The sequence below is a fragment of the Buttiauxella noackiae genome (genome assembly GCF_000737905.1).
Lineage (GTDB): Bacteria > Pseudomonadota > Gammaproteobacteria > Enterobacterales > Enterobacteriaceae > Buttiauxella > Buttiauxella noackiae.
The window spans coordinates 291,954-313,067 of sequence record NZ_JPRU01000001.1 but is presented as its reverse complement, the minus strand read 5'-3'; the positions used below and the strand labels follow the sequence as shown (position 1 = coordinate 313,067).

At 49.9% G+C, this 21,114-nt stretch carries 21 protein-coding genes; 9 read left to right on the top strand and 12 right to left on the bottom strand.

Annotation, left to right across the window (positions count from 1 at the left end; all coding sequences use genetic code 11):
- Positions 1-24: 24 nt before the first annotated feature.
- From IX31_RS01350 to IX31_RS01330, 5 genes are all read left to right on the top strand, one after another.
- Positions 25-924, top strand: a complete 900-nt coding sequence (locus IX31_RS01350; protein WP_034455348.1) for a LysR family transcriptional regulator — start codon at positions 25-27, stop codon at positions 922-924.
- A gap of 218 nt (positions 925-1,142) precedes the next feature.
- Positions 1,143-2,330, top strand: coding sequence for a CaiB/BaiF CoA transferase family protein (locus tag IX31_RS01345; RefSeq protein ID WP_034455347.1), 1,188 nt, complete (start codon positions 1,143-1,145; stop codon positions 2,328-2,330).
- A 10-nt stretch (positions 2,331-2,340) separates the two neighbouring features.
- Positions 2,341-3,315: a hydroxymethylglutaryl-CoA lyase gene (locus tag IX31_RS01340; RefSeq protein ID WP_034455346.1), complete on the top strand. Its 975-nt coding sequence runs from the start codon at positions 2,341-2,343 to the stop codon at positions 3,313-3,315.
- 91 nt (positions 3,316-3,406) lie between these two features.
- On the top strand, positions 3,407-4,348 hold the full coding sequence (locus IX31_RS01335; protein ID WP_034455345.1) for a D-2-hydroxyacid dehydrogenase: 942 nt from the start codon (positions 3,407-3,409) through the stop codon (positions 4,346-4,348).
- Positions 4,349-4,547: 199 nt separating this feature from the next.
- Complete coding sequence (locus IX31_RS01330; RefSeq protein ID WP_051880460.1) at positions 4,548-5,915, top strand: dicarboxylate/amino acid:cation symporter; 1,368 nt, start codon at positions 4,548-4,550, stop codon at positions 5,913-5,915.
- Positions 5,916-6,126: 211 nt separating this feature from the next.
- On the opposite strand, the gene IX31_RS01325 is transcribed toward IX31_RS01330, so the two are convergent.
- The 4 genes from IX31_RS01325 to IX31_RS01310 all read right to left on the bottom strand — a co-directional run bounded on the left by IX31_RS01325 (position 6,127) and on the right by IX31_RS01310 (position 8,759).
- Positions 6,127-6,411, bottom strand: coding sequence for a heavy-metal-associated domain-containing protein (locus IX31_RS01325; protein WP_034455344.1), 285 nt, complete (start codon positions 6,409-6,411; stop codon positions 6,127-6,129).
- Entirely contained in the window at positions 6,408-6,770 is a 363-nt protein-coding gene (locus tag IX31_RS01320) for a mercuric transporter MerT family protein (protein WP_122973975.1), read from the bottom strand. The genes IX31_RS01325 and IX31_RS01320 overlap by 4 nt, the downstream gene beginning before the upstream one ends.
- Positions 6,742-7,887, bottom strand: a complete 1,146-nt coding sequence (locus tag IX31_RS01315) for a transglutaminase-like domain-containing protein (RefSeq protein WP_034455343.1) — start codon at positions 7,885-7,887, stop codon at positions 6,742-6,744. The genes IX31_RS01320 and IX31_RS01315 overlap by 29 nt, the downstream gene beginning before the upstream one ends.
- Before the next feature lie 128 nt (positions 7,888-8,015).
- The gene (locus tag IX31_RS01310) at positions 8,016-8,759 is read right to left on the bottom strand and encodes an MFS transporter (RefSeq protein WP_051880458.1); all 744 of its coding nucleotides are present in this window, start codon (positions 8,757-8,759) and stop codon (positions 8,016-8,018) included.
- 45 nt (positions 8,760-8,804) lie between these two features.
- Between IX31_RS01310 and paoA the strand changes: the two genes are divergently transcribed.
- Genes paoA through paoC form a run of 3 tightly spaced genes read left to right on the top strand, consistent with a single transcriptional unit; the run spans position 8,805 to position 12,680 of the window.
- Complete coding sequence (paoA, locus tag IX31_RS01305) at positions 8,805-9,530, top strand: aldehyde dehydrogenase iron-sulfur subunit PaoA (RefSeq protein WP_081908612.1); 726 nt, start codon at positions 8,805-8,807, stop codon at positions 9,528-9,530.
- Complete coding sequence (locus tag IX31_RS01300; protein ID WP_034455342.1) at positions 9,527-10,477, top strand: FAD binding domain-containing protein; 951 nt, start codon at positions 9,527-9,529, stop codon at positions 10,475-10,477. The genes paoA and IX31_RS01300 overlap by 4 nt, the downstream gene beginning before the upstream one ends.
- Before the next feature lie 4 nt (positions 10,478-10,481).
- Positions 10,482-12,680, top strand: a complete 2,199-nt coding sequence (paoC, locus tag IX31_RS01295) for an aldehyde oxidoreductase molybdenum-binding subunit PaoC (RefSeq protein WP_034455341.1) — start codon at positions 10,482-10,484, stop codon at positions 12,678-12,680.
- 68 nt (positions 12,681-12,748) lie between these two features.
- Here the strand turns inward: paoC and IX31_RS01290 are convergent, their stop codons facing one another.
- The gene (locus tag IX31_RS01290) at positions 12,749-13,438 is read right to left on the bottom strand and encodes a hypothetical protein (protein WP_034455340.1); all 690 of its coding nucleotides are present in this window, start codon (positions 13,436-13,438) and stop codon (positions 12,749-12,751) included.
- Between the two features lie 136 nt (positions 13,439-13,574).
- Here IX31_RS01290 and IX31_RS01285 point away from each other — a divergent pair, with 136 nt between their 5' ends.
- Complete coding sequence (locus tag IX31_RS01285; RefSeq protein WP_034455339.1) at positions 13,575-13,823, top strand: ElaB/YgaM/YqjD family protein; 249 nt, start codon at positions 13,575-13,577, stop codon at positions 13,821-13,823.
- A 59-nt stretch (positions 13,824-13,882) separates the two neighbouring features.
- Here IX31_RS01285 and nlpA read toward each other — a convergent pair whose 3' ends face one another.
- The 7 genes from nlpA to arnC form a co-directional block, all read right to left on the bottom strand.
- Positions 13,883-14,698, bottom strand: a complete 816-nt coding sequence (nlpA, locus tag IX31_RS01280; RefSeq protein WP_034455338.1) for a lipoprotein NlpA — start codon at positions 14,696-14,698, stop codon at positions 13,883-13,885.
- 116 nt (positions 14,699-14,814) lie between these two features.
- Entirely contained in the window at positions 14,815-15,192 is a 378-nt protein-coding gene (gene arnF / locus IX31_RS01275) for a 4-amino-4-deoxy-L-arabinose-phosphoundecaprenol flippase subunit ArnF (protein ID WP_034455337.1), read from the bottom strand.
- Positions 15,192-15,515 carry a 4-amino-4-deoxy-L-arabinose-phosphoundecaprenol flippase subunit ArnE gene (gene arnE / locus IX31_RS01270; protein ID WP_034455336.1) on the bottom strand — a complete coding sequence of 108 codons (324 nt, stop codon included), beginning with the start codon at positions 15,513-15,515 and terminating at the stop codon, positions 15,192-15,194. Before arnE ends, arnF begins: the two co-directional genes overlap by 1 nt.
- Complete coding sequence (gene arnT / locus IX31_RS01265; RefSeq protein ID WP_034455335.1) at positions 15,512-17,173, bottom strand: lipid IV(A) 4-amino-4-deoxy-L-arabinosyltransferase; 1,662 nt, start codon at positions 17,171-17,173, stop codon at positions 15,512-15,514. Before arnT ends, arnE begins: the two co-directional genes overlap by 4 nt.
- Positions 17,174-17,261: 88 nt before the next feature.
- A complete protein-coding gene (gene arnD, locus IX31_RS01260; RefSeq protein WP_034455333.1) occupies positions 17,262-18,155 on the bottom strand; it encodes a 4-deoxy-4-formamido-L-arabinose-phosphoundecaprenol deformylase in 894 nt (297 codons plus the stop codon).
- Entirely contained in the window at positions 18,152-20,134 is a 1,983-nt protein-coding gene (gene arnA / locus IX31_RS01255) for a bifunctional UDP-4-amino-4-deoxy-L-arabinose formyltransferase/UDP-glucuronic acid oxidase ArnA (RefSeq protein ID WP_034455332.1), read from the bottom strand. Before arnA ends, arnD begins: the two co-directional genes overlap by 4 nt.
- The gene (arnC, locus tag IX31_RS01250; RefSeq protein WP_034455330.1) at positions 20,131-21,114 is read right to left on the bottom strand and encodes an undecaprenyl-phosphate 4-deoxy-4-formamido-L-arabinose transferase; all 984 of its coding nucleotides are present in this window, start codon (positions 21,112-21,114) and stop codon (positions 20,131-20,133) included. Before arnC ends, arnA begins: the two co-directional genes overlap by 4 nt.

Below are 21,114 nucleotides of genomic sequence, written 5' to 3'. Positions count from 1 at the left end.
ACTGGGATGAATGAGGTTTAACTGATGGTAAATACAGGTAATTTTGATCTTCAATCATTGCGACTTTTTCTTTTAGCTGCCGAATCCGGCAGCCTGACTAAAGCCGCCAGCCAGTCCAATATCACCTTATCAGCCGCCAGTAAACGCATCGCTGAACTCGAAAAGAACTTTGAATGTCGTCTGTTTATTCGCCAGCCTCGCGGCCTGGAACTCACTCCAGCAGGCCAGGGCGTCGTACGACATGCTCGCAAAGTTCTTGATAACGTCAATCAGATGGCAAGTGAGATTAGTGATTATTCAACTGGTGTTTTAGGGCATATTCGCGTCGCGGCAAACGTTTCTGCGGTTATCCAATTCTTACCACAAGATCTGGCAGGCTTTCACCGCCGGCATCCCAGGTTACGAATCCTTTTAGAAGAAGCGCTAAGCGAGAATATTGTCGAACAGGTGGATTCTGGTCGCGTTGATATTGGTATATTCGCTGATAATGTGGCGGCGTCAGGTATCCGTACTTTTACCTACAGACAGGATCGATTAGTTCTACTGGTTCCGTCAGGGCACCCGCTTGCAAGCCTCACCTCTATCAGTTTTACCGAAACCCTGGGCTATGATTATGTAGGCCTGAACCAGGGAAGTTCGCTGTTGCGGCGCATCTCGGATGAAGCCATCAGTGCCGGTAAAATTCTTAAGGTCAACATGCAAGTCACCAGTTTTGATGCCTTGTGCCGCATGATTCAAGCCGAGTTAGGTATTGGTATTTTGCCCTCTGGCGCAATCAGCCATACGCTGCATGGGCAGAAATTAGTTGCCATCCCCCTTACCGACCCCTGGGCTCACAGAACACTTAAAATAGGCATCAATGCCGTCAATTCTCTTCAGCCGGAAGCAGAAAAGCTGCTTAATTTTTTGCGCTCCGTCAAATAAATGGCATCACTATTTTGTGATTTCCATCACCCATTAAGAAAACCTCCATTACACAAATTTAGATAAAAACTATATTTATCAGTATCTAAAATTAATTTATTACTGCCAAACCTCCTAACCCTTTCCTAAATGGAAAGGGTTAGTGAATAAAAGTAAATTTTCATTTATCACCCCCAGGTTAATGTTAACCACATGTTGCAAATCTGGTTGGGGGAAGTATGACATTACCTTTAGAGGGACTACGCGTCATTGAAATGGGCCAGTTGATAGCCGGTCCCATGGCAGGACGCATGCTGGCAGAGTTTGGTGCCGATGTAATCAAGATAGAGCCACCTAAAAAAGGTGACCCTCTGCGCAAATGGAGAATGCTACACAATGAAACCTCCGTTTGGTGGGCTGTCCAGTCGCGAAATAAACGATCGATAACGCTAGATTTGCGCCAACCAGAGGGGCAAGAAGTTGCGCTATCCCTGTTAAAAGAAGCAGATATTCTGATTGAAAACTTTCGCCCCGGTACGCTTGCCAAATGGGGGATGAGTTGGGAAACACTGCACGCCCTTAATCCTGGCCTTATCGTTCTCAGTGTCTCGGGATATGGCCAGACAGGCCCATACCGCGATCGTCCTGGATTTGGCGTGATTGGTGAAGCAATGGGCGGTCTGCGTTTTTTATCTGGCGAACCTGGCCGAACACCAGTACGGGTAGGCGTTTCGATTGGCGACTCTCTGTCTGCATTACATGGCGTCATCGGAATCCTGCTTGCCTTGCGACATCGCGATCAGAGCGGTAACGGGCAACAGATTGATGTTGCACTCTACGAGTCGGTGTTCAATATGATGGAGAGCCTGCTGCCGGAATATTCTGTCTTTGGAACCATTCGCCAACCTGCAGGCAGTAGCTTGCCAGGCATTGCGCCAACGAATGCCTATCGTTGTAAAGATGGAAAATATGCCCTGATTGCTGGCAATGGTGACTCTATTTTCTTGAGATTAATGGAAATCATTAATCGCCCCGATCTCGCCGCCGACCCGACCTTTGCACATAACGATGGTCGTGCTAAACACGCCAATATGTTAGATGCCGCTATCTCACAATGGACCGAGAAATTTAGCCTGATGGAGGTTCTCGCTTCACTTCACGAAGGGGGCATTCCTGCTGGCAAAATTTATGACGCAAGCGACATTGCCAGCGATCCGCATTATCAGGCTAGAGACATGTTGCTCACTGATACTCTTGATGACGGAACCCCCGTCACACTACCGGGTATTGTTCCCAAACTGATGTCAACGCCCGGAAACGTTCGAACCAAAGCACCTCAGTTAGGTGCTCACACGGACGAAGTTTTGGCCGAATTGGGTTTTGACGATGCGATACGACGTGATCTACGCATCCGCGGCATAATTTAAGGGGAGCAACATGACGACATCAGCTAAAAAAATCTACATTCAGGAAGTCGCTCCACGCGATGGTTTGCAAAATGAGGCGCAGTTTGTCCACACGGAGGATAAAACCGCATTCATTGATGCCCTTAGCCTGTGCGGGTTCGCAAAAATTGAAGCGACATCGTTCACTTCCCCAAAAGCGATTCCTGCATTAAAAGATGCCGAAGAGGTGATGAAACGGATCAAGCGCCAGCCCGGTGTGGAGTATACCGTTTTGGTCCCTAACCTCCGTGGCGCAGAACGGGCATTACATTGTGCAATTGACGAAGCCAACCTGGTGATGTCTGCCAGTGAAACTCACAACATGACCAATTTGCGTATGCGTCGCCAGGATTCATTGCTTCAACTGAGCGAGGTCATTCAAGTTTTTGCCGGAAGCAGCGTGGCTATCAATGTTTCCCTGTCGACAGCATTTGGCTGCCCAATGGAAGGGGAAGTAGAAAAAGCTACCCTATTACGGCTTATTGAAACCTTTGCGCAAAAAGGGGTTCGAGGTATTACCCTGTGTGATACCACCGGCATGGCGTACCCTTCTCAGGTCGAGGATATATGTCGCTTAGTACGCAGCCATTTCCCCCATTTGCAGTTCACATTACATTTTCATGATACCCGAGGTATGGCACTTGCCAATACGCTGGCGGCCTTATCAGCAGGAATCGACCGTTTTGATGCGTCACTAGGTGGGCTGGGCGGTTGTCCCTACGCACCGGGTGCCAGCGGTAACGTCAGCACCGAAGATATGGTTCATATGTTGCACCTTATGGGGTATCGCACTCAGGTCGATCTTGATGCCATTATCAGAGTGGCAAAAACGCTTCCTGCACTTATTGGGCATAACATTCGTTCAAGTGTGACGCAAGCCGGGAAAACCGATGATCTGCATCCCATCCCCCAATGCTTCGAACAAGGAATCATGAATAAGTGCCATGCGATTCAGGAAGCCCCCTAATTTCCCATACAGAACATTGCGTTTTACTGCCTGGGATTTTACGGCTTGTTTGAATTTTTACATGATTTATTAAACAACAGAGTACAAGCGCATGAAAATAGTGACTTTAGATGGTGATACCTTGCCAAAACCATTGAAAAAACCTTCCTGGTGCAATGTGTGGGATTACCGTGGTACGACCAGCAAAAATGAATTGGCTGCGGTGCTTAACAACGCTGAAATCGTCATTACCAATAAAGTCGCGTTGCGAGCGAACTTGTTACGTGATCTGCCCGACTTACGCTTTATTTGTGTGACGGCTACGGGTTTTGACTGCATTGATACCGAATATTGCCGCGAGCGTGGCATTGTTGTGAGCAATGTGCCGGGTTATTCCGCCAATAGTGTGGCTGAAGGCGTAATAGGCTTTATCTTCGCGCTTCGCCGTCATCTTAAAGATTATCTGCATGCCGCAAGCCATGAGTGGTCGGATTCAAAGCATTTCTGTCTACATCGTACGCCTATTCGTGATGTCCGGGACGCAACATTAGGCATTATAGGCCGTGGAGATATTGGCTCTCATGTGGCGCACCTGGCAAAAGAAATCGGCATGAATGTTATGTTTGCCGAACGTAAAGGAGCCCATGAAATACGCGAAGGTTATGTCCCATTTGAAGAGGTTATTGCTCAAAGCGATGTCATTACTCTCCATTGCCCTTTAAGTGAAAGCACGCGGGAGATGATTGATATGGCAACGCTCAAACAGATGAAACCGGACGCATTGCTGATTAACACTGCGCGTGGCTTGCTAATCAATGAAACCGATCTCGCAAGTGCGTTAAGAGAAGGAATCATCGGTGGTGCAGCGCTGGATGTCCTGGGAACCGAGCCGCCGCCCGCGTCTCACCCTCTTTTGGATCCCAAACTGAAAAACCTTATCGTCACGCCTCATATTGCCTGGGCGAGTCACAGTGGGGTAAATAATCTTATTAAAGCCGTGGAATACAATCTGGCGGGATACTATTCCGGGCAGATAAAAAATAGAGTCGTTTAAATAAAAAAGCGCAGCAATGTAGTTGCGCACCTATATCCAAAATAATTCGAGTTGCAGCCAAGCGGCGACACTGCCCCTCCAGGAGATTACTCAAGTAAGTGACTGGGTGAACGAGGAAAGCCAACGCACATGCAACCTGAAGTATGACGGGTATACCCTACATCTTACCTTAAATCGATTATTACCCGAGGAAACTCCTATGTCTACGAGCATCGCAACCTCGAATAAAATCAATAAACCGGGCTGGTATAAGCATCTATACGTCCAGGTTATATTAGCCATCATTATTGGCATTGCTGTCGGCCATTATTTTCCACAAACCGGCGAAGCAATGAAACCACTGGGTGATACGTTTATAAAAGTCATCAGAATGCTGATAGCGCCAATTATTTTCTGTACCGTTGTTACCGGTATTGCAAGTATGAAAAGCCTTAAAAGCATCGGTCAAATTGGTGCCAAATCCCTTATTTATTTTGAAGTCCTGACAACAATTGCATTAATCATCGGTTTAGTCAGTGTAAATATTATGAAACCCGGTGTTGGGATGCATATTGATCCTGCCTCACTGGATACAAGCGCCGTTGCCAGTTATACCCAGGCGGCCCATGAACAAAGCGTCAGTGGTTTTTTAACACATATCATTCCAGATACTGTATTCGGTGCTTTTACTGACGGAAATATTCTGCAAGTCCTGTTTATTTCAGTGCTATTTGCCTTCGGTTTGCAACTATTGGGCGAGGCGGGAAAAACTCTCCTGGCAACCATAGAGATGATCTCACGTGTCTTCTTCCGCATGCTGAAAATTGTTATGTACGTCGCGCCATTGGGAGCCTTTGGCGGCATGGCTTACACCATCGCTAAGTATGGCGTAGCGTCTCTATCTGCTTATGGAAATCTGCTGATTTGCTACTACGTGACGGGCTTTATTTTTGTTTTTGTCATCCTGAACCTTATCGCCAAAATGGCAGGGTTTAGTCTGATGAAATTTTTGCGCTACATCCGTGAAGAGCTTGCACTGGTTCTCGGGACATCGTCCTCGGAATCGGCACTGCCACGCATGATGACGAAGCTTGAAAAACTCGGCTGCGAGAAGTCTGTCGTCGGTTTAGTTATCCCTTCGGGCTACTGCTTTAACCTGGATGGTAGCTGCATCAATATGACGGTATTGGCGATTTTTATCGCCCAGGCTCTGGATATTGACCTGACCTTCCAACATCAGGTCGTTTTATTGTTCATTCTGCTGCTGACTTCTAAAGGTGCAGCCAGTGTCAGTGGCGGCGCCTTTATCACCCTCGCCGCAACGCTGGGTTCAACGCATACTATCCCTGCCGCTGGTTTGGTACTGGTATTGGGGGTTTACCGCTTTATCTCTGAAGGTGGCGCATTGATCAACGTTATCGGTAATGGTGTAGCAACATTGGTTATCTCTCGCTGGAATGGTTCTCTGGATATGGAACAATTGCATGAAGAACTGAGCCGCGGAGTTGATAAAGCGTCGCTGGCGGAAAGCTATGCAATGGAGAAAGTATTGAATAAACCTGAGCCTAATAAAAACGAGATTGCCTGAACCCGAAAATAGCAAAAATAGATATAAGTGGTAATCAATCATACGAGAAATATATAAAATAGTTTTGTAATGCCGGCCATCACCAGTAATGAGTGATAAATTCAAATAGATAAACAATTCTCAGAAGCTACTATGAAAAACCACGCAAACGCGTGGTTTTTCTGTCTGCGGTTTTCCGGTACTGGGGGCTTAACCATTGCAATAGTGCAAATTATTGCGCCTCAGCCACCGCGTGAATTTGGCCCGTAAATCCTGTTTTAGCAATCGCTGACAACAGTTGCTGGTTATCAAAATTGTCCGGAACAATGACTTGTGCCTGATGCGTTTTTAATGACGCCTTCGCTTTAATCACCCCATCGGTACTGCGCAATGCCTGATTTATCGAAATAACACACAGTGGGCAGTTCATCTGCCCTATATCTATAGTGACCATTTTATTGGCCGCCCAACTCAGGGGCGTCAATAAAAGTAGCCCCAGGCATAAAAATCTCTTCATTCCATACTTTCCCAAATCCAGGGTAAGAGATACGGATAGGTAGTCAGGAACAGCACCAACGGCACTGACAACCAATATAACGACACCAACATCCGGCGGCTCACCACACTGGTACATACCGGTTTTGGGGACAAATAGAGTCGCCAGAATCCACGCGCCATTAACCCCAGGGAGACAATGACCATGGGGACTTGTAGCCAGGGTAGCGTTGGGATACCAGTCAGCCCTGCTGCTGAAATACCAAATACCAGATACAACAATGGCCCAATGCAGCACAGTGTTGACGCGCCAGCGGCAATCAATGCCGCCAGCAACGCGATTAAATGGCCCTTAATGCTGTTCGGTGCTGACGTATTCATAGCTAAATGCTGCCGGATCGTAGAAGTTTAAAGGATCGCCATCTACTTCGGCATACGGATAACCCAGGTTGTTTACATCACCTTGTTCTGCCGCCGGGAATAGTGCGAAATCACGCGCGTGATTAAAGCCCACCCAGTTCATTTCCCAGTTGCCAAAGAGATAATCGTTAACCGCTTTCACAGCCGGGTCACCATTCTCTTTCTTCTCAGTCAGACGCATTTTGGTGACATCTGCCGGGTCAGCTGGAACCCAGCCAAAACCCGCCAACCAGAACATCGCGCGGCAATGTTGAGCACCGCTTATTTTTGCAATCCCTTTCTCATCAGCGCTACCGAAGGCTTTCTTTGAATACTCACTAAGCTTGCGGCTGGCACCAAGACGAATACCGAACATTTCGCGCGCAGGGATACCTACTGCACGACACAGGGCAACAAAAACAGAGTTAATGTCGGTGCATTTACCACCCAATTTGCCCGCTTTAAGTATTTCGCCCACATCGCCAGTACCGCAACCAATCACAGCATCATCGCGATGCATATGCGTACTCACCCAGTCGTGAATCAAACGAGCTTGTTTGAGCGGCGCTTTTTCATTCGCAACAATTTTGAACGCGGTTTCTTTTACAAGGCCGTCGACAGGGATATGGGGAGTCGCCAGCAGGAAAGGTTTAATTTCCTCCGGGATGACTGCGTCTTGCTCTGGCAGCAACCAGTCAGATAGTTGATTGTCTTTTAACACTTCCCAGTCGCGAGTTTCGATGGTCATCTCAACGCGAATTTCCAGCGGGCCGGTCGATTCCGGCCAGATGACAAAGAGCATTCTGGCGCCATAACGGTTATTCGCAGTCAGGCTGGCTTTCTGGTAATTACCGCTGAAAGAAAGGTCGAGCAGTGTCTGAAAAGCGGTCTCTTCTGGCACAGGTATCCACAACTTCACCTGGCCCTGGGAACCTGCTGGCGCTTTAAGGTTGTAGGTTTGTGTCATCACAAAACGGCGGGAGGTATCAGAAGAGGCAATAGCCGGGGTAGCAACACATTTGGTCCCGGAAAATGCCGGACGAACCAAACCAATCGTTGATAGGGCTGCAACGCTTTTCAGAAAGTGACGCCTTTCCATTAAATGTACCTTTGGTCGCCAGAAAAAGCTGGCGCTTAACCCCGCACCTGCGGAGGTCGGCCGGTATTATGCATTTAAGCATTCTGCGCAATTATAAACTGGATCAATAGGTATACGGTTTATTGGTGCTATTCACGCTTTGCAAGAGGCAGGCTTGCCACTCTCTTTTGCTGCGTCTTATTTGCCGTTACGCCGAGGTCACGCGTTTCCGGCAGCAATGACATCGCACACAAGCTGACAGCTGCAGCAAACAACACATAATAGGCAGGTGCCACGGGGTGATTAGTCCACGCCAGAAGTGCGGTCAGAATAAAATGTGTTGTTCCGCCAAATAGTGCCGACCCCAGCGCATAGATAAGCGATGTGCCAGTGCTGCGATAACCGGCAGGCAAAATCTCCGGCACAATAACCAATACGGCGGTAGTCGGGAAAACAATCATAGCGGATATGACGAAGGTAACCGTCAGCAAACGTGTCGCATCTGGTGCTTCATGCAGCCATGAAAACAGCGGCACGACCACGATACACAGCACGATTACCGGCAAGGTTAGCACCTTCTTACGCCCATATTTATCACTCAACCTTCCCGCAGCCAACGCACCAAAAAATGACACTAACCCAGCTATAAGAATACTGGTTTGGGCAATGCTCGGATCAAGATGGAGCGTTTTGATGGCATAGGAGGTCATGTAGTTTATCAACTGTGATGTGACGTTAACGACGATCATGATACACAATCCGATAAGCAGAAAACGGCGATGAGTTGATAGTGGATACGCCGCTTGTAACCCACCTTTATCGCATTCAGGAATAATCCCAACGCTTATGCCGACTATGATTAATAGTTCGTTATAAAAATTTAACCATCGCAAAGACGTCCATTTTCCTGGTTCAATCTTTCGAACACTGGAGGCGGTATGAGCAACCATGACCATGAAGCGGGTAAAAGGCACTTGCATAGAGCAAGCGGCAACAGGGGTGGTAATCACTACCTTCATATTGAGTACTATGGCTTTCGCCTGACAAGGCGGGAGCTTCTCAAGGTTGGCGTGGCTTCGGTCGCCACAGTAGCGATGACGCCATCTCACGCTTTTGGCGCCAGCGCGAACGCCACCACATCTGCGGCTGAATTGGCGCGCGTGACATTAAACGTTAACGGCGAATCCCACCCACTGGAAGTTGATACACGAACCACACTGTTGGATGCGCTGCGTGAAAACCTGCATCTTACCGGGACTAAAAAAGGGTGTGATCACGGTCAGTGTGGCGCATGTACCGTCATCGTCGATGGCCGCCGGATCAACGCCTGCCTGACGCTTGCCGTGATGCAGCAGGATGCCGAAATCACCACCATTGAAGGCCTCGGCACTCCGGATAACTTGCACCCTATGCAGGCCGCCTTTATCAAACACGACGGCTTTCAGTGCGGGTACTGCACACCCGGGCAAATTTGTTCCTCTGTTGCAGTTCTCAAAGAGATCGAAATGGGCATTCCAAGCCACGTAACTTCCGATTTGACTTCACCGCCTCAGGCAACCGCCGACGAAATACGTGAGCGTATGAGCGGCAACATCTGCCGTTGCGGCGCTTACTCCAATATTCTTGCGGCCATTGAAGATGTCGCCGGGGGGCAAAAATTATGAAAGCGTTTACTTTTGAGCGCGTGAAAACCCCGGCCGAAGCAGCAGCTAGCGCCCAGCGAAATCCTGGCGCTAAATTTATTGCCGGGGGGACGAATCTTCTTGATCTGATGAAGCTTGAAATTGAGACACCATCCCATCTGATTGACGTAAATACGCTTGCACTGAACAAAATTGAATCGACGGACGAAGGTGGTCTACGTATTGGTGCGCTGGTGCGCAATACAGACCTTGCGGCAGATTCACGTATTCGTCGCGACTATGCGGTACTTTCCAGAGCGCTGCTTGCGGGAGCATCAGGCCAGTTGCGCAATCAGGCTACCACCGCCGGGAACCTGCTCCAGCGCACGCGCTGTCCCTACTTTTATGATACCAACCAACCCTGTAATAAGCGCCTTCCCGGCAGTGGCTGCGCGGCGCTTGAAGGGTTTAGCCGCCAACATGCGGTGGTGGGAGCCAGTCGAGCCTGTATCGCAACCCACCCCAGCGATATGGCCGTCGCCATGCGCCTACTTGATGCGGTAGTAGAGACCGTCAACACCAACGGCCAGCAGCGCAAAATCCCGTTGGCAGATTTCTATCGCGCACCGGGCAACACACCGCATCTGGAAACAGCACTCACCTCAGGTGAACTGATTACCGCCATTACCCTACCCCCACCGCTGGGTGGCACACATATCTATCGCAAAGTTCGGGACCGCGCCTCCTACGCGTTTGCTCTGGTTTCTGTTGCTGCCATTGTGCAACCCGATGGAACCGGACGTGTGGCTCTCGGTGGCGTTGCGCACAAACCGTGGCGGCTTGAAGAGGCTGACCGGCAATTAAGCAACGGTAGCCAGCAGGTTTATGAAAAGTTGTTCGCTGATGCGCGCCCTACTCCTGAAAACGAGTTCAAACTGATACTGGCGCAGCGAACGCTCGCTTCGGTATTGACGCAAGCACGGGGATAAACCAATGAAATTTGATACTCCGGCAAAAGATAACCCAATAGATCAGCTCAACGTCGTTGGGCAACCCCATGACCGTATTGATGGTCACCTGAAAACGACAGGCACTGCGCACTATGCCTACGAATGGCATAACGAAGTGGCTAATGTGGCATATGGCTATGTGGTGGGTTCCGCGATTGCTAAAGGGCATATCAACTCGATTGATTTACAAGCAGCCCGCAATGCCCCGGGCGTACTGACTATTGTGACGGCGGAGAATGCAGGCCCGCTTGGAAAAGGTGAAAAAAACCCGGCAAAGCTACTTGCAGGCCCAACGATTGAACACTATCACCAGGCCATTGCCGTGGTGGTCGCAGAAACCTTCGAGCAAGCTCGTGCGGCGGCGGAACTGATTAAGGTCGATTACCGCCGCGAACAGGGGGTATACAATCTTGCCGAGGAAAAACCCGCCGTCACCACCGCAACTGAAGAGGAACCGGACAAATCAACCGGTGATTTTGCCAGTGCCTTTGCCGCTTCTGCGGTGCAGTTTGATGCCACCTACACCACCCCGGATCAAAGCCATATGGCGATGGAACCACATGCTTCATTGGCTGCGTGGGAGGGACCTAAACTTACCCTATGGACTTCCAATCAGATGATTGACTGGTGTCGTAGTGATCTGGCTAAAACCCTGAAGCTCGCCAAAGAAAATATACGGGTGTTTTCGCCCTATATTGGCGGTGGTTTTGGCGGCAAGCTGTTCTTACGTAGCGATGCGTTACTGGCCGCCCTTGGCGCTCATGCGGCAAAACGCCCCGTCAAAATTGCGTTGCAAAGGCCCTTGATTGCCAATAACACCACTCACCGCCCGGCAACTATTCAGCATATTCGCATCGGCACGGATAACAGCGGGCGGATTAGCGCCATCTCACATGAAAGTTGGTCTGGTAATCTTGCTGGCGGCCCATCGGAAACAGCCGTTCAGCAAACTGAGTTGTTATATGCAGGTGCTAACCGCCATACCGGGCTGCGTCTGGCCAAACTTGACCTGCCAGAAGGCAATGCCATGCGTGCGCCAGGAGAAGCACCGGGATTGATGGCGCTGGAAATCGCTATTGATGAAGTGGCCGCAAAAGTGGGCATCGACCCGGTTGAGTTTCGCATTCTCAACGATACCCAGGTTGACCCTGCAAACCCTGAGCGATTTTTTTCCCGCCGCCAGTTGGTTGAATGCCTGCGTACCGGAGCCGACCACTTTGACTGGAAACAGCGGAACGCTAAGCCTGCACAAATACGCGATGGGCGCTGGCTGGTCGGCATGGGTGTTGCGGCAGGCTTTCGTAACAACCTGGTGATGAAGTCCGGTGCACGGGTTCATCTTGATGCACAGGGCATTATCACTGTTGAAACTGATATGACGGATATCGGCACCGGCAGTTACACCATCATTGCCCAGACAGCGGCTGAAATGTTAGGCGTACCACTGGAAAAAGTCGTGGTGCGGTTAGGGGATTCTGATTTCCCGGTTTCTGCCGGTTCGGGTGGCCAATGGGGTGCCAACAGTTCAACGGCGGGCGTTTATGCCGCTTGTGTGAAATTGCGCGAGGTCGTGGCAAACAAACTGGGCTTTGATCCGCAACAGGCGTTGTTTAGTAATGAACAAATACGCACAGGTGACCGTTCGGCCCCTCTGAAAGAGGCCGCCGCAACCGGGACAATAACGGTTGAAGATGATATCGAATTTGGTGAGCTCGATAAGCAGTACCAGCAATCCACTTTCGCGGCACATTTCGTTGAAGTCGGAGTGGATATTGCAACCGGTGAAACGCGCGTTCGCCGGATGTTAGCCGTGTGCGCTGCTGGCCGGATACTTAACCCTAAAACAGCTCGCAGCCAGGTTATTGGTGCCATGACGATGGGTGTAGGCGCAGCACTCATGGAGGAGTTAGCTGTCGATACCAGATTAGGTTATTTCGTTAACCACGATCTTGCAGGCTACGAAGTACCGGTACATGCCGATATTCCAGTGCAGGAGGTGATTTTCCTCGACGATAGCGATCCTGTTTCCTCGCCAATGAAAGCCAAAGGTGTGGGAGAACTGGGGTTGTGTGGCGTGAGCGCGGCCATCGCCAATGCCGTCTATAACGCAACCGGAGTGCGGGTGAGAGATTACCCTGTTACGCTCGATAAACTCCTGAAAGGGCTGCCCGAGTTAATCTGATCTGTTTGTTCTACATCTGATGACTGGCATCTGCAGGAGGTCGCGGCTGCCAGTTATCCACCTTTTGATTAATCACCGCTAATTCTGTGAACTTCCGTCCAGTTGTAATTGGTCAAAGCCAGCTGAACTTGCGCGGTCACATCACCGTAATGTTGGGATTGATGAGCGAGAAAATACTCTCTGAAGTGCTGAGGAATAAACTCTGCCTGATATCGTAACAGTGTGCTGTGCCAGAACGGAGGGGGTAACGAGATGTCCCCATGCCGTTCGCGCAGCTTCTCGCGCCAGGGGGAATCACACAGTTGGTGAGCAAATGCTGCTTTAGCCGACTGACTTTTGATGTCTGGTGTTCCTGCAATCAGCAATTGATTAGGTAACGCCACCAGCCGCAGATTGCTAATAGTGGTCACCAGGTTCTCCGCGTGCTCGGCAAAAATGGTCGACAATTGCTGATCGAGCATCGATATATCGCAACGCTGGTAAAGCGGCATTGTGATAGCAAAAAAAGTAAAATGCAGCCCGGTGTAAGGCATCACATCGGCAAGCGGGTCGTTATGTGCAAGCTCATGTAGTTCATGCAGAAGTTGGCTTAACGGCGCAGTCAATGCAGGCTGTATTCCGCTCGTCATCGCAAGCTTATGTGGTTCATAAAAAGCCTCTTCACGCACCCGCCCGATGTCGGGATGCACTGCCCACTTAGCGAGAGTTTTCTCACTGGTTCGGGTATAAAGCTGTTGTAGCTCTTCAGAATTTGACACGTTCACCTCCTTGCCGAATGTTACGCCCAATCAAAATAACGCTTTTTCTCTCATTGTCTGAATTCTCGGTTTAAAACAATTCTCTCTGGTTCTCTCAACTACACTTAGTTGCGCAATCAAATCTAAGGAGCTCAATATGTTTGACAAAACAACAGACAAACTCAACGAAGCCGCAGGCACTGCCAGGGAGTTATATGGCAAACATACCCAAAACCCTGATGATCAATTTAAGGGGGCGGCCAAAAAGTATGCGTCACAAGCCAGTTACGCGGTAAGAGATGCAACAGATAGTGTGCGGGATCAGGTCTCAACCAACCCGATAGCGGGTTTAGCGATTGCCGCAGCCGTAGGTGTGGTATTTGGCTTCTTGCTGGGCCGTAAATAAGATAATGGGCTGTTAGCAACAGCCCATCAACCTGGTATTTTTTACAAAAATTTCAGTGATTACCAGCCAGGAACTGCCCCACCGTTAAAGATAGTTTCAGCCGCTTTCGCAACCTCCGGTGACTGATACGATTGCAGGAACTCTTTCACATTTTCCGCATCTTTGTTGTCTTCACGTGCAACCAGGATGTTCACATAAGGCGAGTTTTTATCTTCGATAAACACGCTATCATGCACCGGCGACAGACCTGTTTGCTGGATGTAAGTGGTACTAATAATCGCCACATCAACTTTCGCATCGTCTAACACACGTGGTAACTGTGCCCCTTCCAGCTCCATAATATTCAGATGGCGCGGGTTTTGCGTAATATCCAACGCGGTCGGCAACAGCCCTTTACCCTCTTTCAGGGTAATCAATTTTTCTTTTTGCAGCAGCAGAAGAGCACGCCCCAGATTGGTTGGATCATTCGGGATTGCAACCGTGGCTCCGTCTTGCAGTTGATCTACCGTTTTAATTTTTTTCGAATAACCGGCCATCGGGAACACGAACGTATTACCCACGGCCACTAATTTGTAGTTATGGGCGTTGTTATCTTGTTCGAGGAATGGGCGATGCTGGAAAACGTTAGCATCTAACTCTCCATGGTTAGTGGAATCATTGGGCAGTAATGAACCGCTAAACCCGACCAGTTCCACTTCCAGGCCATACTTCTCTTTAGCGACTTTTTTCGCGACTTCCGCCACATCCTGCTCTGCACCGTTAATCACACCAACTTTAATATGTTTCGCATTACTGCTTTGTTGGTCACAGCCCGCCAGCAATAAACCTGCCAGCAACACTGCCCCAATCCGTAAGTGAGGTTTTGTTAATCGCACGCTTTTTCCTTAAAAAATAACTGCCAATGTGTAATGAAACGACTATAGCAGGATGCCTGTTGTGGTTTATAAAACCAAAAAAGTATCAATTAGAAGGAAAAAGCATATACGCATAATCAATGCTTTTCTGGCAGACAAACCAATAACAACCCGAGGAAAATCACGCTCACGCCGGCAAGTTTTCCCACACTGAAACTCTCGCCCAGCCACGGAACCCAGATGGCCGCAGCCCACACCAGAACATAACTTAGACTCAGTAGCGGATAAGCTTTACTCAGCGCTATTTGCCGCAATGCAAAAAACCAACAGGCCATTGAAAAGACATAGGCAAGTAACCCGGCGATCAACGCTTGCGCGCCAAGGGTTGCACTCATAAAAGCGGCAAGCAGTTCGTCGTGCTTTTCAACCGGTGGCAATGCCATCATCGCCCATTTCATAATGAGCTGCGCGCAACTGACCAACAGCACGCTCATGAAAGCCCAGAAGTAGCCCATCAGGCAGCACCTCCCAGTATGGAGATTCCGACGATAATCAACAAAACCCCCAACCAATGCCGCAGCGAAACTGTCTCATGCCAGATAAAGCGCGCCGCCAGGGTAATAAAGATAAAATTCAGGCTTAACATCGGGTAGGCCACGCTGACGGGAATGCGTTGTAATACCAGCAACCACAACAACATCGCGCAACCGAGCAACGTCACGCTTAATGCCAGCCAGCCGAATAAGTGGCGCCGCCCTGGCCGCCAGGCCGCCTGTTTTTGGCAAAGCTGGCCGCCACAACTCAACAGGCTGGCCAGCACAATGAGCAGATAACTCATGGCATTTGTTCGTAGAAGAAGAGAACAAATCGCCCTTTGCGATAGAGATGATCTGGCGTGGGCACATCATTATCTTCTGGCACTTTATTTTTCGATAGCAACATAACCAAAGAAACATTCCCCTCTTTACGGTGGGTTGCCAGCCAGTTGGCAAAGTCTTCGCGAGAAACAAAGTTATCTTTTGCATCAGCGAAGTTTGTCAGGCCATAGTTCAGCTCACCAGGTTTTGCATACATCGTAATGTCGTCACGCTTTAATTCCCAGGCAACACCAGCACCCACGCCAACACTGTCGGCAAGAATATAGCGGCTGCTCTCAAGCTCCGGCCGTACCACATCGATAAAGGCCTGCGGATTTTTAGAATCGATAACTTTGTCCGGGATAACCCCACCCACCAGCAGTGCCAGGCCAAGTGGACACAGCGCGGCCCACTGCCAACGTTTCGCGTGGTTGCGCGTAGTGAAATACCCCACCAGTGCCCAAACCAGAAACGCGATGCTGGCCTGAATGACTTTCAGCAGTTCATTACTGGCATAGACCGGATGTTTCGCAACTCCCCATGGTGCCAGCACCAACAGGATAACCAACGTACAAATCCCACCAAAAACAGTGTTGATCCAGCCATTCACTTTTAGCGTTTTTGAGGAGGCAGCCAGTTGTGTCGCATGGCGCGCAAGCAAGATTGCCAGCGGTGCAAAACACGGCAGAATATAGGTTGGCAGCTTGCCTTTTGCGATACTGAAAAACAGCAGCGGCATGACCACCCAACCCAGGACATAAAGCGTTCCGCTTTCTATTTTGCGCTCCTGCCAGCCACGCTTTAGCGCGCCTGGCAACAAAGCAACCCATGGCAAACAACCGGCAATGAGGAATGGGATGTAATACCAGAATGGTGCTTTATGCTGTGCATCTTTCTCAGCAAAGCGCTGGATATGCTCAACCCAGAAGAAATAGTGCCAGAAAGTGGGTTCGGCTTTAGCGATAGCCAGTGCCCATGGCAAGGTAATGGCAATGGCGCTCAATACCGCAAGTGGCCCAAACAGCAACACTTCTTTCCAGCGTTTTTGTGCAATCACCCACGGCAACACGCCTAATACAGGGACGGCAAGCGCCAGAAAACCTTTTGTCATAACCCCCATGCCGCAAACGAGGCCAAGCAACAGATAGCCCCCTGCTTTTGCCGCCGTAGTTTGCGCATTCACCGCCAACCAGAAACTGCACATAGCAGCCACCAGCCAGAGCGTGATCATCGGGTCAAGAACCGCATAGGTACCGACGCCGTAAACCAGCAGGCAGGTCAGGAATATGACACCAGAGAGCACCGCGACTGTCTTATCACGCCATAAACGAAACGCCAGCCAGGCAACCATTAGCGCACTGAGCATAATGGAGAAAACGGACCCAAAACGTACCGCAAAGTTGTTATGGCCGAAGATGAGTTGGCTGAGGTTATTGATCCAGTACCCGGCAACAGGTTTCTCAAAATAACGCACATCGAGAAAATGCGGGACAATCCAGTTGCCCGCAGCCACCATTTCCCGGCTTATCTCCGCATAGCGCGTTTCATCCGGTTGCCAGAGCGCGCGAAATTCCAATGGCAGCAGGTAAAAAAGTGCAAAACCCAGCATCAGAAGAAGCGAATATTTGACTGATTTCATCCGTTTTAAACCCTAAATAATTCGAGTTGTGGGTAGCCGACAAGGGAGTGCAGCCAACACTCCCACAGCGTGAAATATGAAGGGTTTATCACCCGATAAATTGTTGGCAACCCAGCCAGCCTTCGCGGCCTGGAATAACACCACGCACTACTTTACCTACTGGCAAAGTCGATAAATCTTCAGGTAACAGCTCGCTCAACGGACAAAACTTGATACCTTCCTCCGCCGCCATGGTGAGCAATTCACTAAAATCCTTGCGCATTACAATCCCTTCCACTTCAGCGTGAATGGTATACACCGGGGTCCCGGTATCCTGCTTCATGCGATCAAGGATAAAACGGTTATAGCCTTCACGACTGACGCCATCGCCAATCACCTCATCCCAGGTTGGGAGCGTTACCGGAATTTGCACCGTCCCCGTACTGCCATCAGGAAGTAACGGTAGAAAGGGGGCTGTTCCACGGCAATCGCTATTGTAGGTGAAGCCGAAAGACTCTTTCGCCCGCACAACCCGTTGGTCCGCTCGCCAGCCTGCAACCGCCGAACATGTCACGGGCTGTTCGATAATTTGGCTAAGCGTATCCAGCCCCAAACGGATCTGTTTATCGAGCTGCTTTGCGTCCCAAACTCCCGCCCAAGTTTGCCACGCGAAGTGATCCCAGGCATGCAGACCGACTTCATGATGATCCGCTGCTGCCGAAATTATCTCAGCGTTCCCCGCGCCAATTTGCCTGCCCGGCCACGCCGTACCCGCCAGTAAAATATCCCAACCATAGAGCGATGCCGCTTTCGATCGCAGCATCTTCCACAGAAATTGCGGTTTCACCAGCCGCCATAAATGGCGGCCCATGTTATCCGGGCCAACGCTCATGAAAAATGTGGCCTGAATACCGTGCAAACTTAAGATCTCAAGAAGATGCGGAACCCCTTGCTGGGTGCCCCGCCATGTATCTACATCAATGCGCAGGCCAACTTTTCTCATGCCTGAGGTTCCGTCAGTTCAACTGTTTTCAGGAAGAAATCCAGGGTTTCATCAATGGTTCGTTCCATTTCAACCGTGGGTTCCCAATTGAGCAGACGATGCGCGTTGCGAATACTTGGCTTGCGGTGTTCCACGTCCTGGTAACCCTTGCCGTAATAAGTGCTACTTTCCACTTCACGGAAACCGGCAAACGGAGGGAAGTGGCTACGTAATGGGTGTTTTTCAAAGCTCTCCAGTAACATTTGCGCCAGTTCTTTAATGCTCGCTTCGTTATCCGGGTTGCCTATATTGATGATTTGCCCATCACAGTTACTATTTTTGTTCTCGATAATGCGGAACAACGCTTCAATGCCATCGCTGATATCAGTAAAGCAGCGTTTTTGTTTACCACCATCAATCAGCTTAATCGGCGAGCCTTCCACCAGGTTAAGAATCAATTGGGTAATTGCGCGCGAGCTACCGATACGTGCGGCGTTGAGGTTATCCAGCCGCGGCCCCATCCAGTTAAACGGACGGAACAGCGTGAAACGTAAGCCCTCTTTTTCGCCATATGCCCAGATAACACGGTCAAGAAGCTGCTTAGAAACTGAGTAAATCCAGCGTTGTTTATTGATAGGCCCAACAATCAAGTTCGAGTTATCTTCATCGAACACTTTGTCGGTACACATACCGTACACTTCGGACGTAGATGGGAAGATGATGCGTTTTTGGTATTTCACACAGTCGCGTATGATTTTCAGGTTTTCTTCAAAATCCAGTTCGAATACGCGCAGCGGGTTACGGGTGTACTCAATCGGAGTGGCAATCGCCACCAGCGGCAACACCACATCACATTTTTTAATGTGATACTCAATCCATTCGGAGTGAATACTGATATCACCTTCCACAAAGTGGAAACGCTCATTGCCGATGAAGCGGCTGATAGCATCAGAACCGATATCCAGGCCGTAAACTTCGAAGTTATCATCTTGCAGCAGGCGTTCGGTCAGGTGGTTGCCAATAAAACCATTCACCCCAAGGATCAGCACGCGAGTACGGCGTTTTATGGCAGATACCGGTTGGTTACTGAGTAATGCTCCTGGCACCAGGCCAAGGGTCTGCGCCAGTTGTGAACCCTGCATGTAGACGCCGTTTTCGGTCTGCCCGGTAACAATTTCCAGCGCACCGCCACCGGTGGCAATAACAAGCGGGCTCACGGATAACACCGTTCCTGCTTTCGCAGACTGAAGCCCTTCGAGCACGCGCCCTTTCCAGACAACAAATTTAGCGCCGCCCACATAGCTAAATGCGCCCGGCCACGGATCGGTCACTGCACGAATCAGGTTATCAATTTCATGGGCCGGAGAATGCCAATTGATGCAGCCATCCTGTGGTGCTCGGCGGCCAAAAATACTGGCTTTGCTGTGGTCTTGCTCAACCTGAGGGAAATGGCCGGTTTTGATAACCGGGAGAATATCTTCCAGCAGGTCAGACGCCGCTTTAGTTAATTTATGATGCAGAGTTAAAGCCGTTTCCGCTGGGGCAATAGCCACACGATGTTGCGCCACAATGGCACCAGCATCTGCACGGCTAACCATACGATGTAACGTAACGCCCGTTTCAGTTTCGCCTTTCACCAGCACCCAGTTTAACGGGGCGCGGCCACGGTAATGTGGCAACAGCGAGCCATGCAGGTTAAAAGCTCCGACCGTCGCACTGTTGAGAATTTCATCGCACAGCAAATTGCGATAGTAAAACGAGAAAATCACATCAGGTTGAGCGGATTGAATACGATCAACCCACAAAGGGTGATTCACATCATCTGGCGCATAAACCGGAATGCCATGTTCTGCGGCAGTGCGAGCCACTGACCCAAAAAAATGGTTTTCAGAAGGTGAATCAGGGTGGGTGTAAATGGCTGTAATGTCATAACCGGCAGCTACCAGTGCATTAATGCCTGCACACCCAATGTCGTGATAAGCAAATACAACAGCTTTCATTGATGATTTTCCTCTGAAGTTGAAACTGAGTCGCGGCTAACTACGCGCTGAATAAAATAACGTGGGCGGGCGCGGACATCGGTATAGATACGGCCGATGTATTCACCCAGCAGTCCCATGCCAACGAATTGCGCGCCGATGAACATAAATAGCACCGCAAACAGCATGAACACCCCTTCCGCCGCCCATTGCGGGCCGAAGGCGAGACGTAACACAACCAAAAGCACTGAAAGGGTGAAGCCGAGTACCGCAATAATGCTGCCAAATACACTCAGCATGCGCAGCGGCGTGGTGGTCAGGCAGGTCACCAGGTCGTACATCAGGTTAATTAAACGCATAAAGCTGTATTTGGAATCACCAAACTCACGCTCGGCGTGATGCACCGGAATCTCGGTCGCTTTACGGGCAAAGGTGTTTGCCAGAATGGGAATAAAAGTGCTGCGTTCATGGCAATTAAGCATCGCGTCGATGATATGGCGGCGATAGGCGCGCAACATGCAGCCATAATCCCCCATCGCTTTGCCGGTAGTGCTTTGAATCAGGCGATTAATCAGACGCGAGGCACGCTTACGAAACCAGGTATCCTGGCGGTTCTGACGTACTGTCCCCACCACGTCGTAGCCTTCATCAGCTTTTGCCACCAGACGCGGGATCTCTTCCGGCGGGTTTTGCAAATCTGCGTCGAGAGTGACAATCAAATCCCCGGTGACATGGCTAAACCCAGCCATTATCGCGTTGTGTTGGCCATAATTACGGTTGAGTAACACCGCAACAATATGGCTACCCGGCAACTCAGCAGCATCCGTCAACATGGATGCGGATTCATCGCTGCTGCCATCATCGACCAGCAAAATTTCGTAATCTTTACCCAAGGTTTCACAGGCAGCCGTCGTGCGCCTGATAAGCTCGGGTAAGCTTTCTTGTTCGTTATAAACCGGGATGACCACTGAGACTTTGTGGATCGGTAAAGGGGTTGTCAT